Here is a 12,315-nt window from a genome sequence, read left to right on the forward strand (position 1 = left end):
GTTAGGACTAATAATGGAAACATTGCACTGGATGATTATCTTAAGCAACAATTCCCAGACTCAATCCATTATTGCCGTGAGCTTAACAATGAAATACCTGCAAAACAAACAGGAAGAGCCACCGATTTCATCATGAATGATTTAGATATAAATCGTAATGAGATAATTTATGTTGGCCGTTCAGAAGAAGACTTACAGGCCGCGACAAATGGCAAAACTTTATTTATTAATGCCACTTGGTATCAACCGGTCACTGAGTATGGTTTTCAGTTCTCTGAACCAAAAGAGATTGCGAGATTTATCGATGTGTTTTGTTTAAGAGAGGAATTATGGGGATGGCAGGGCCACTTAAATCAAGATGTCCACTATTATGCCTTAGCTCCCTTTAGTACTCATAATCCTGAGTTTACAATGTACTCTGCCAATGCACGAAACTTAGCTAAGTTATCCATTGGGAGCCCTGATTTTTGGATTAGGTATCTTGGTGCTAGTATTTACTTCTCTGGTTTAAGTGAAGGTGCAAGTTTTATCACAACTTATGTTGGACATAATGCTAACGACCCTTATAAGTTGGCAAATATCATGGAGCATGACCTCAAAGGGTTGGCAGTATCATTTAAAGGTAAATATCTCAAAGATCTCTTTATAAGACATACCACAGCCGTAAAATCTCAGCAGGAAAGAATAGAGCGCCGACAAGTTATAATAACATCGCAAACTAATACTGTGAATTTAAATGCCTCTCCTATCAAAAATCTTAACACCGGAGAACGATATGTTAACAGGCCAGTATTGCGTGGAAAGAAAGTACTAGTTATTGATGACTTCTGCACTGAGGGAAATGCTCATGAAACCGCTAGGATGTATTTAAAGGCAGCAGGAGCGGAAGTTATAAATATTTCATGGTTAAAATTTGTTAATCGAGATGTAGCCGTTTGCGAACCCAATTGCAGAATAAACCCATGGGAGGCAAACACCCTCACTTCTGAAAATATCAATTATATCGGGCGAATCGGTTATGCAGCAAACCTTACTCATGGCGGTGCGCCTCAAGAGTTGGCAGAGAAAATCAGACAATATGATCATTGGGATTGGCCGCAATAGTTTCTTCTTCTGACTACAACTTGTACCCCTTAAATATAGGGGTGCATATTTATAGAGCGATAATTGCACTTAATTTTTTTAGCAGCTACTTAGTCAATTTGATAGAAGATCTCACGGTCGGTATCAGCGACCTAATCTGTTCCCCATTTATGAAGACAGAACAATGTAAATATGCACTCTGAACTTCCGATTCTCGCTCACAGCGGACCTTATGACCTGACTTTCTGTCCGCTCCGTGCCATTAGCGGAAGTAGCTAGAAACACTCTGTTATGATAACCGGGGAGCAGGTCAGCAGGACATCGCTCGTGAATCAAGAGCTTAAAAAAAGCCCCTATTACTGCTGTAGTGGGCTAAGTAAATTAGACATAGGTATAGCCGTACCATTTTGAGCTGATGGCTCGATGGGGAAAGTGCGATATAAATCTGAGTCCCATGAGCAGAGCTAGCATTTAGAATTTTGAGGGTACGAAAGCGATTATCCGGCCTTCAATACATGTAGTGAAGGCCGGAAGGGATTAACACAGATTAAAACCATTCATCGTCTTCATAGTCGGATGAAGAAGGATGAGCAGTAAGGTAATCAGTATCGACCGCGATGCGGCATACACCATTATCATTGCGGATACTGAGATCAAACTCTGTGATCAGATGATTCATCTCCTCGAGTTCAACCAGCACATCGAAGCCATACTCCTGGTTAAAGTAGATGTATAACCCACGATACCCTTTTTCTCCGTCGTAATTTCTCACGCCGGTTTCTTCAAGTCCAAACTCACGAGCCTCAACATCGAACGATTCAATCAGTTCATCAGTGCTGTAGTGACTGACATGGACTGTCATGCTACCAGTTAATTTCATTATTTTTTTCCTCGATGCATCAATTTAAGGTCTAGCGCGGACTCCAGGCGGGCACATTCGTCATACATCACAGGAACAATGTCTTGATGAAATTGCTGCAGCTGGACGTAATCAAGTCTCAACAGCTTCCGAATAAAGCCGGTACGATAAGTCCATGAGAGCTTTCTGCTGACACAATAGTCCGACATTTGAGCACTAATGTCGGACTCAAATCCCTCCCAACAACTCATCACACTAAAAATATTGCCGACGTATTTACGCAACTCCCCATGCAGTTTTCTCTCATTAAGCACAGCAATCGCTCTTGAAGCCAGCTCATCAAAATCCTTCCGATAGATAAGGTTGCCCATATCCATCAACGCGCTGTAAATGGCCAGCCCCTTAGACGTCCCTCCACGGCGAAGTAGCTGAAGGCTCAGAGGTGAGTTATCTTCATTTTTCGCATAACGTAAATAACGTACAAAATCGGCGACACGCCCAAGGTATTTGGGATTCATGTTCTTTTCTAATTGAGCACACCAGTTGCCCCCCGCGCTTCTTTCAAGCGCATGAATGACAGCAATACATGTTGCGATCATCATTTCTTCACTACCTGCTTTTGGCGATGAGAAAGATTCCTGGTCTTTACGCCAATGCAAATATGCTGAGACGCTACCTTCGAACTCTTCACTCTCTTTGATGAAATACATACCTTCATTGATGAGGACGTGTAGCCCTGCGTTCTTACACACGTGCTTAAAGAAAGCCAGCGTGTTTTCTTCATCCGCAGCGGAGTGAGTATTCACCGTGTATTTTTCCAGCACTGCATCAATCATCCTATCAAGAAACTGTAAGGTGTCCGACAGACCGGTCAGATAAGTTGCATCCGGAGCATCATAATCATTATCAACACGAGGCTTCATACGCAGTATTTCGACGACCATGCTTTCCATAGCACCCGCCGTTTCTTGTGCAAGACGCATAAAATTGCCGTGATTCGCAATATAGGTTTCAAACATATCAGAAGCGATCGCGCTGTAATGCTTCCTGTCGTCATGGAAATCGTAATAGCCCAATGAGTAGTAAGCAGGATCATCTTTCAACACGTATGACTTACGCCATTTTTTGGCCAACACGTTGAGAGGTGCCATCAGGAGAACAAGACGCCTGTCGCTCTGCGTATTTTTATGGTTTGAATATTGTACCCTTGCGATTTCTGGGCCGAGCAGAGAACGTACAGAGTTGCGGTGATTTTTAAGGTCATCCACATCCTTATAAGATTGTCCGGTTTTAAAATGCGGAGCCAGGATTGCCATAGCACGATTTATCTCATCACGAAGAGCATCTTCTGTGGCAAGCTCAGGCTCCTGCCCGAAATGGGCCAAGTGGTCATATAAAACACTTTCAGAAACGTGATCAGTCATACGGTATCTCCTTATTGATGTCGATGATCTCATGATACTGAAACGGCCTGCTGAGTCAGGGATGCAAACTTATATTCCTCAGGATGTGCCCCAAAATAACTTACAACATGCAAATGCTGGGCATTGTGTAGTGAACTGGGTATGGGATCATGATGCCCGGAACAACTTGTTGACCAGCTCCCTGTTGATCAACATGAAGTGCTGCTAGCAATGTCCGAAGATCGCTCAAAGCTGACCATGCTTTCTAATCATTCCTGTTCTTTGACTGGTTTGCTGGGTTAAGGGCTTTACCAATCTGACGTAGCAGAAAGGTACTGCCCTTAAAGTTATGGCATTATGGGCATTCAGGTTTACCGCTCTCCAGACTGCGATGCACCGCTTCGCAAATCCGGCTGACCGCCAGTCCGTCCTCTGCCGTCACCGGGTACGGAGACCGGTTCCTGACCGCCCGGACAAAATCATTGATCGGGTCGATACCAAAACCGCTGGCGACGCCATCGCGGTAGTTAATGAAGTAGCTGTTGGGCGTGAGCGTCTTATCCGGGGTGGTAATTTCCAGCCCGCGATGCTGTGAGGTGCTACGGATATAGGTGGCCTCACAGAGAATATCAATGCGCCCGTCGTTGTCCTTCGGGAAGCCCTCCGGCAGCACCCACGAGTTTTCCACCACCCACGAACTGCCGTCGGCCATCGTCAGCAGGCTCTGCACGCTGTCGAAGGTGTCGAGACCGCATTCGACCATCAGCCGCTTCTGCCCGACGGCATACACCGACACCACCTCCTGGCCGGAGAGGTGGCGTACCATGTCAAAGCAGTGGGAGCCGAGAAACCACACCGGGGAGCTTGCGCCCGCCCAGTTCAGCCACTCTGTCGGCACGCTGATGACATCATCCATACTGATATGTCCGCGCAGGATGCGCCCGGCTTCCGGCTTATCCAGTTCAGCCTTAATGCGCATCACCGCCGGGTCCCAGCGTTTGTGGAAATCGACTCCGACCAGCAGGTCCCGCTGCTGCGCCATCTCCACGATAAGCTCACATTCGCGTACCGAGGTGGCGAGTGGCTTTTCCGCCAGCACATGTTTGCCGTGGCGCAGGGCGGTGAGGATGGATTCGGTGTGGTACGGATCCGGTGTCGCCACCGAGACCACATCGATGGCTTCCTCCTGTAGCAGGATGTCCAGCCGGGTATAGCCCATCACGCCACAGGCCATGGCGAGGTCGTCGCAGCGTTCTGTGTCGGTGTCGCAGATGGCGACCAGCACGGTGTCCGGGTTATGGCGGTACGCATCCATATGGTGTTTGCCGTAAATACCTGCGCCCACCACGGCGGCTCTGATTTTGTTCATCATTGAGTCCTCAGAATAAGCCCAGGGAAAACAGCCAGCCGATGATGACGGCCAGCGGTCCAGTCAGTTGTCTCGACAGCAGAAAGGCGGGTACACCTTTTGCGATGGTCTCCGGCTTTGCCTCCTGCATCGAAAGGCCGACCGGCACGAAGTCGCAGCCGACCTGCACGTTGATGGCAAACAGCGCGGGCAGGGCGAAGGCCGGAGATATCGCCCCTGCGCCAATCTGTGTGCCTATCATCACGCCAATCACCTGCGAGATGGCCGCGCCCGGTCCGAGCACCGGGGAGAGGAACGGAATGCCACAGATGAGCGACAGCAGCACCAGTCCCCACAGCGAGTTCGCCAGCGGCGTCAGGGCGTGGGCAATCAGGCTGCCGAGTGCGGTCTCCTGCACCAGGGCTATCAGCAGCGAGACAAAGGCCATAAACGGGATAACGTTGCGCAGCGACACGTCCACCGCTTCACGGCTGGCGGCGAACAGCAGGGCGATAACGTGGCCGACTGCGGTACCGGTCTGCTCAACCATGCGCACCAGCTTCTCCGCGCCATGGGCAGGTGGCGGTGTGGTGATAACCCGTGGCGCAGCGACAGGCACGGACTCCGGTCCACCGTCCGGCGCTTCGGCGGTATCCACCAGAACCAGTTGCTCCATCGTGACGCCGGAGACGTAATTCTCTTCGGTAATAAAGTGCGCCAGCGGTCCGGCGCGCCAGGTGGGCAGCACGTTGATGGTCGGGATGCCCTTCTGCGGATACAGGCCGCAGCGCAGGGACCCGGCACAGTTAATCACCACGCACAGGATGTCGTTATCAGGCGGGATATCGGCGAAGCCGTTCACCACTTCCGATTCGGTGAGCGCGCCGATTTCTATCGCCACCGGATGAATCTCGCGTCCGGTCAGAGACAGCACCTTTTTGCCGCTGCCAACGGGCAGCCACAGCCCTTTACCGTAACCGCCGGGACCGGGAGGAATAAGTATCGTATTCATGGCCGCCCCTCCTCAATCACCAGATTGCCGTGCAGGTCGCGCAGGTTCGGCACCGGGCCGGAGAGATGGACCGCGCCGACATGGCAGGGATTCAGGTCGCCATTAAACACCAGCGTCAGGTGGCCGAGTTCAAACAGCGCCTGCTGTGCCCCCTTGCCGACGGCAGTCACCAGATAATCATGCCCTGCCAGCATCAGGCGGTCGCCGGGCAGTATCATCAGGCTCTCTTCCCGGAACGACGGCTCCAGCGACAGCGAGTAATCGAGGCAGTCCTTCGGCCCGTTGCTGTCGAAGGTGATGAGCATTTTGTCGGTCAGGCCGTCGGCGACAAACAGCCCGATGGCAGTAATGCGTGCGCAGTAAATCATCATGGCGCATTCCCCCGCCTGCTGAGCCGCAGGAACAGATACTCGGTGATAATCCCGCGGATAAGACCAATCAGCATGGCGGCGGCGATATAGCGCAGCGCCAGCGAGGTGACGGGCAGGCCGAGCGCCTTAACTCCGGCAGCGACACCAAGCCAGACAAACAGCTCCGACGGTACCACATGGGGAAACAGGCTGGTGAGGGGATGAGCAGTGGTGCCGAGGGCATCTTCATAACCAGGCTTGCTCTTTTCGGGCAGGAGTTTGCCTAAAGTGAGCGCGCCGGGGCTGCTCATAAAGAACCAGCCGAGTACCGGCAGCACGCCGTAGGTGAGAATGCGCGAGCGGCCGAGCAGGGCAGCGACCTTCTCCATCCGCACGGTGCCGACCAGTTTCATCAGGAAGTTGATGGCCAGCAGCAGGCAGATAAGCATCGGGATAAGCCCGGTCATCATGTCGAGGAAGATTTTGCCTGCGGCCTGGAACAGGTGGATAAAGCCTTCAGCCAGGGAGACCAGAAACATAGCGGCCTCCTGCGAGTGGTGCGATGGTGCATGGTTGTGGTTCGGTGTGCATAAACAACTCTCCTGTCAGGTATCGTTGGTTAATGCGTCCTGCCACTCACAGCGCGGGTCGTTATGTCCCGGAGTTGTCGGTTGTTGTCATGGGGTGAAGCGGTTTTCGGGGTTCACGTTTATTTCCCGTGTCGAGGTAACGCTCCGGCCAGATCGCTGACGGATGCACGTCGAGCGCGATGGCAATCAGCCACTCGCCTTTCGGCCACGGGCGCGTCAGGGTATTCGACAGCGTTGACGAGGCCTGCCCCGCTTCCCGCGAGAGCCTTGCCAGACTGGTGCCGCGCTTGTGTAAGGCGGCGATGATGTCGGCGGGGTGCCAGTCTTTGGTTGTTGACTTTTTCATCGGTTTTCTCTTTTTAACCGTGATAAATCACGCAATTCTTGAATATTGCTCTAAATATAATCAAAATTCAAGTAATACATGAATAGGTAAGGGAATGCCTGAAGATGGTTGCTGCCCAGAAAGGGATAATTCCTGCATGTTCAGGTGCAGGGTGGCAATTGTGATTGGTAAAAGATTAAAGATTTCAAGAGTCAGGGCTGATCTGACGCAAGCGGAACTGGGTGTACTCGCAGGGCTGGATGAAGAATCCGCAAGCGCGCGGATCAGTTCGTATGAAAAGGAAGTCCATGCACCTGATTTCAAGCTTGTCTGTAAGCTGGCGGCAGCGCTTGATGTACCGGAAGCGTATTTTTATGCTGTTGACGATGAGCTTGCAGAATTGATCCTTCAGTATCACCGTTTTAAGAAGAATAATCCGGGCCGTACATTACTGTTTTCACCAAATCCTTAAAGGGCAAGCCCGTTCCCCTTATTCACCCTTCCTTTCAGCCTTTGCCTTTTCAGTCTCTTTTCGCCATTTTCATTCCATCTGTTTTTGAGGTGGTACAGGTGGGACAAGTGGTACAACCGCGCCAGCCCTGGCTTGGCGCTGTACCACCTGAAAAAAGCCAGTCGGAAAAGTGGGACAGAATCAGCACCGGCTGTCCCACCCTGTACCACTTTTTTTAAACTAGATTATCTAAAGTGGGACGCTGTAACCCGCGCCAGCTCTGCGTGTACCACTTGTCCCACCCTGTACCACCTTTTTTAAGACACGCGAGACTGCATTCAGATACTGAGGATGCGGGAGGTGAGCCGGTAGACCCTGGCTTTGCCGATCTCCGGCAGGCGAACCTGCGACTGGTATTTCCCGTCGCTGCCGGGCAGCAGGCATTCCGCTTCCAGACATAATCTGGCCGCTTTGGCGGGACTGAATCCCCGGCACATTTCCCGCCAGCCCTCCGGCAGGATGTGAAACAGTGTGTGCTCTTCACCCGTCAGCGGATCTTTTTCCACCCGGCGAAAGCCTACCATATTCAGCGGGCGGTCCGGGCCGTCCCACGAGGCAAAACGGCTGTACTGGTGCGCGGTAATGAACCGCTTGATCTGCGCCAGCACGCCTTCATCCTCCTGGTTAGCAATATGGCCGCGTTCGTTCAGCCAGGCGTGCAGGCAGATCTGCACCGCCTCATACGCCGTGCCTTCCTGCCAGCCCGTGATGCCCTGCAGCGTCGCTATCTCTCCGGCCACCGCCAGCAGCGCAAAGCGGGCCACGATGCGTTGCACCTGGTTTCCGGCATTCTCCGGCATCAGGGCGGTCTGGTAGTGGCGAAGTAGCTCTCTTGTCAGCGTGGTGCTGGCGTCCAGGTCGCCGGTGAGGAAGGCCAGCCAGGCACGAAAAGCAGTGCCGTGGAAACGGGCCACCCGGTCACACAAAGCATCGGCAAATTGCTGGCCGCTGGCAAAGCCGTGTAGCTGCTCAAACGCGCCATGCTGCCCGGTGTCGCTGGGGATTTGTACCATGCGCACGTCCATTCCGGCGTAGAGGCGCTCCCCGGCGCGTTCGGTGTGTTCCGCCAGCGACAGCTCCCCGGTGGAGAACAGCAGCAGCGTCCAGTGCCTACGGTTGCGTACTTCGCCGTCGGTGCGGGCGCGCCCCTTGCCTTGGCCGTTCGCCAGCATATAGGCAATCATCCCGGCTTCACGCGGGTCCACTTCGCGGAGTTCATCAAGCGGCAGCAGAGCATCGTTGTGGCGGCTGGCAATTCCCTCCAGCGCATTCCCGGTGGCCCGCCAGGAGTGCCAGTAATCCGTCCCGCCACAGACGGAAGCGGCCACTTTCATCACCGTGGTTTTACCGTCGGTGGACTCACCGCGCAGGTGAAAACCCCCGCCGCCCGTTCCGGTCAGGCGCAGCAGCGGGGCGGCCAGCGCACAGCAGAGGGCAAAGACCAGCCGTGAGTTGCCTGCACAGAGTGCGGCGACCTGCTCCTGCCATTCCGCCAGCGTACCAGCCTGTGCAAAGCTGCCGGTCAGATAGTGGCTGCCCTGAAGGATGACATTGTTGCCACCGGGACCGATAACCTCATCCGGCAGCACGTACACCCCGCAGTGCCAGCCGGTTTTCTCCACGCAGGTGACCCGGCTTCCGGGGAGTGACCGCGAGATGTACTCGCACAGCAGGCTGCGCAGGGCGGGGCGGGTGGAGATATAGGTCAGGCCGTTCTCCAGCAGGATGCGCCGCAGCTCCTCGCCGTTGCCGCTGAGCATTGCCATTGGCATGGCCCAGCGCCGTAACTGCCCGGTGGTGGTGTGCCATTCCAGCAGGCGGCCATAGCTGCCGTCATGGCTGTCGCAGGTGATAGCGGTAACGTGCAGAGGGGAGCAGATGCGCTGGGGGTGTATGTCGCTTTCGCCGTCGCGTCGCTCGGTCAGCTTGTCAAACCACAGTGCCTCTTCATCGAGGCGGAAGTGATCCGGCAGGATGTCAGAAGGCCTTTCCTGCCGCAGGCGTGCAAGCTGACCGCTCCAGTCCTCCAGCAGCTCACCGTCGGGGCTCATCAGCCGGGCCATCTGCACATCCGCATGTGCCAGTTTTACGGCGATTTTCAGCAACTCCTCTTCGCGGATATCGCCTGTGCGAAGTACCCGGACGTAGAGCGCGTCAGGTCTGATTATGGTCAGGTTATCCAGATCGGCCAGTTCATCCGGGCCGAGTACCACCGGAGGAACATCATCTTCCCGGTCGGGATCTTTTCGCCAGGCGCGTGAGGTTTCCCATGCCAGGCTTCCGGCAAGGATCACCACTTCGAGCGTGCGGTCCGGAGACTGCTTACAGAGAAAGGGGGCGCGTTTCATGATGGGGTATCGGTCGGCTCATCCCTGAGCGTGGATTAGCGGATGGCGGCGCGGCGCTGCTGCCACTGGCGGATTTCTGCAGCATCGAAGACCATCAGTCGGGAAGAGAGGTGGACGGGGCGGGGAAAGTCGGTGTTTTTAATCAGGCGGTAAACCGACGATTCGCTCATCGCCAGAAACTGGACCACCTGCCGCATACGCACATTGCCGCTCTCGGGAAAAGCATCGTTACTGTCAGCACGGGTTTTCATGATTGCACCTCACGGGAACAGAGTGTCGGAGAGGTTATAGCGCGGAACGGGGAGGGGAGGTATAGGTCCGGGTGAAAAATCGGAGTCCGGATAGAAAGTAATGAGTCCTGGAAGAACTTATTTACTGGTAAAACTGATGTCTTTTAGTTAATTAATTGAAAGTAAATGATTTTTATCTTCTAATGCTTAATCAAGACCCTACATGATGAGGTTAATGAATGGCAATGGACGACTATAAACACTTCGCATTAGCTATCGCAATCTCACCCTCAGCTATGAGCGAAAAAACCGACATTACCAATCCTTAGGGTCTTTTAAAGGCGATGTTTATTAATCAAATGAAAAGGAAACCATGATGATCTTGAAACAATCTTACATACCTGTTTGCTTTTTAGGAACTTCTTGTAATAACGCGGATGCTCCATAATAATTTCTTTGATAATTTATAGTATTGAGGTACCATTTTATTAGGGAATAGCTAATTTCTCTTCTTCGTAATTTATTCTAATGATGAACTCGAATGGATGATTATGCGAAATATAAATTCAATAATGATGAGGCTTGCTAAGAGGGCAGAGAAACTTCAGCCAGACCATCTGATCAGATCCTTTGTTGACGTTGGCCCCACATATACCCTATTGTCCAGTAATGACAATCAGATAATGTTCGGTAGAAGAGGTACGGGGAAAACGCACTTCTTGGCTGTTCTTTCCAACAATATTCAACAAAGTGGGATCATTTGTGTTCCTATAGACATGAGGTTGATAGGATCTACTGGAGGGATTTTTTCTGACCCCAATATTTCATTAAGTGAAAGGGCCACCAGATTACTTTCCGACACATTATGTAATATACATGAAATAATTCTAGACTATATTTTTGAAAAGGATCTTGAAAATACGACTGAAATAGCGCAATTACTTAATGATTTTATTGATAAGGCAACCTCATTAAATATAGAAGGTACCACGGAGGAGGAAAATTGTTCGGTAAGCCATAATTCTATGAATTCTTCGATAGGTGTAATGGTAACTAATACCAATATATCTGCCAATTTTTCACGCTTAGATAAAATATCATCAGATAATACGGAAAGAAAAAAAGTATCTGGAAAGAAAATATTAAGGATTCACTTCGGAGAAATCACTAAGTTACTCAGCAATATAGTTTCAAAATTACCAAAAAAAGAATTATGGGTACTGATTGATGAATGGTCTGAGGTACCAATGGATCTTCAACCTTATCTTGCAGAACTTCTTCGTAGAATTCTATATCCCATCTCTGGTATTACAGTAAAAATAGCAGCAATAGCCCATCGATGTAATTTTTTACTACATGATCAAGACACTGGTGTTCGTGTAGGAATTGAACTTGGTTCTGATGCCTCTTCCGTTATTAATTTAGATGAGTATATGGTCTTTGATAACGATCGTGATGCTGCTAAGACTTTTTTCAAAAATCTGCTTCATAAACATGCCCAAGCAATAGATAAAAATTCAATATGTGATATTGAGGCAAACTTGTTTATTAATGATGTGTTTACTCAACCATCAGCGTTCGATGAGTATGTCCGTGCGGTAGAAGGGGTTCCTCGAGATGCTATAAATATCATTTCACTTGCGGCACAGTCAGCACTGGAGAACAAAATATCAATTGTACATGTCCGTAAATCTGCGCAGAAATGGTTTCAGGTAAATAAACATGCGGCCCTAAATAGCAAACCTGAAGCAGTTGTGTTACTTGATAAAATAATAAACGAAGTCATTGGACATAGAAAAACACGTGGTTTTTTAATAAGTAATGAAAACAATAATCCTTTGATTGATTATCTTTATGATATGCGGGTTATTCACGTTTTAAAACAAGGAGTTTCAGCTCGAAACGCTATAGGAAAAAAATATACACTCTATACTCTTGATTATGGTTGTTATGTAGAACTTATGTCCTCAAGTTCTGCTCCATTAGGCTTAATAATCGAATCAGATGAAAATGATGAGTTAAAGTACATTGAGGTTCCGAAGTCAGATTATAGATCAGTTAAAAATTCAATTTTAGATTTTGAAAGTTGTCAACAATTAAGATTAAATTTAGTGACATCGACAGAGCATCTGCAACTTCCTATTAATAATGGTAAACATAAAAACGTAGAGAAGCCAATTGATAGTAAAATAATAAATTCAATTCCCAAAAATATTGGTTCATTGAAAATAGCAGGAACAATTTATAATCGATTGA

12 protein-coding genes are annotated in these 12,315 nt (G+C 50.3%); 3 read left to right on the forward strand and 9 right to left on the reverse strand.

Annotated elements, in window-relative coordinates:
• Positions 1-1,104 (forward strand): phosphoribosyltransferase (locus URZ40_RS22575; protein WP_320721205.1); only part of this gene is annotated, 1,104 nt, incomplete at its 5' end.
• Positions 1,105-1,630: 526 nt separating this feature from the next.
• On the opposite strand, the gene URZ40_RS22580 is transcribed toward URZ40_RS22575, so the two are convergent.
• The 7 genes from URZ40_RS22580 to URZ40_RS22610 form a co-directional block, all read right to left on the reverse strand.
• Positions 1,631-1,963 carry a hypothetical protein gene (locus URZ40_RS22580; protein WP_320721207.1) on the reverse strand — a complete coding sequence of 111 codons (333 nt, stop codon included), beginning with the start codon at positions 1,961-1,963 and terminating at the stop codon, positions 1,631-1,633.
• Positions 1,963-3,366, reverse strand: a complete 1,404-nt coding sequence (locus URZ40_RS22585) for a hypothetical protein (protein ID WP_320721208.1) — start codon at positions 3,364-3,366, stop codon at positions 1,963-1,965. The genes URZ40_RS22580 and URZ40_RS22585 overlap by 1 nt, the downstream gene beginning before the upstream one ends.
• Positions 3,367-3,700: 334 nt before the next feature.
• Positions 3,701-4,714: a Gfo/Idh/MocA family oxidoreductase gene (locus URZ40_RS22590; RefSeq protein WP_320721215.1), complete on the reverse strand. Its 1,014-nt coding sequence runs from the start codon at positions 4,712-4,714 to the stop codon at positions 3,701-3,703.
• Between the two features lie 10 nt (positions 4,715-4,724).
• Entirely contained in the window at positions 4,725-5,705 is a 981-nt protein-coding gene (locus URZ40_RS22595; protein ID WP_320721209.1) for a PTS glucitol/sorbitol transporter subunit IIB, read from the reverse strand.
• Positions 5,702-6,076, reverse strand: coding sequence for a PTS glucitol/sorbitol transporter subunit IIA (locus URZ40_RS22600; protein ID WP_047723067.1), 375 nt, complete (start codon positions 6,074-6,076; stop codon positions 5,702-5,704). The genes URZ40_RS22595 and URZ40_RS22600 overlap by 4 nt, the downstream gene beginning before the upstream one ends.
• The gene (locus URZ40_RS22605; protein WP_000480483.1) at positions 6,073-6,594 is read right to left on the reverse strand and encodes a PTS glucitol/sorbitol transporter subunit IIC; all 522 of its coding nucleotides are present in this window, start codon (positions 6,592-6,594) and stop codon (positions 6,073-6,075) included. The genes URZ40_RS22600 and URZ40_RS22605 overlap by 4 nt, the downstream gene beginning before the upstream one ends.
• Positions 6,595-6,706: 112 nt before the next feature.
• Positions 6,707-6,991, reverse strand: a complete 285-nt coding sequence (locus URZ40_RS22610; RefSeq protein ID WP_320721210.1) for a helix-turn-helix transcriptional regulator — start codon at positions 6,989-6,991, stop codon at positions 6,707-6,709.
• Positions 6,992-7,085: 94 nt separating this feature from the next.
• Between URZ40_RS22610 and URZ40_RS22615 the strand changes: the two genes are divergently transcribed.
• Positions 7,086-7,442, forward strand: coding sequence for a helix-turn-helix domain-containing protein (locus URZ40_RS22615; protein ID WP_096903694.1), 357 nt, complete (start codon positions 7,086-7,088; stop codon positions 7,440-7,442).
• Between the two features lie 317 nt (positions 7,443-7,759).
• Here URZ40_RS22615 and URZ40_RS22620 read toward each other — a convergent pair whose 3' ends face one another.
• Both URZ40_RS22620 and URZ40_RS22625 read right to left on the reverse strand, forming a co-directional pair.
• A complete protein-coding gene (locus URZ40_RS22620) occupies positions 7,760-9,829 on the reverse strand; it encodes a DUF927 domain-containing protein (RefSeq protein WP_320721212.1) in 2,070 nt (689 codons plus the stop codon).
• Positions 9,830-9,864: 35 nt separating this feature from the next.
• A complete protein-coding gene (locus URZ40_RS22625; protein ID WP_320721213.1) occupies positions 9,865-10,080 on the reverse strand; it encodes an AlpA family transcriptional regulator in 216 nt (71 codons plus the stop codon).
• A gap of 530 nt (positions 10,081-10,610) precedes the next feature.
• Here URZ40_RS22625 and URZ40_RS22630 point away from each other — a divergent pair.
• Positions 10,611-12,315: hypothetical protein (locus URZ40_RS22630; RefSeq protein ID WP_320721214.1), on the forward strand; the 1,705-nt coding region annotated here is incomplete at its 3' end.

This window comes from Enterobacter sp. 296B2 (assembly GCF_034106185.1).
Taxonomy (GTDB): Bacteria; Pseudomonadota; Gammaproteobacteria; order Enterobacterales; family Enterobacteriaceae; genus Enterobacter; species Enterobacter cloacae_N.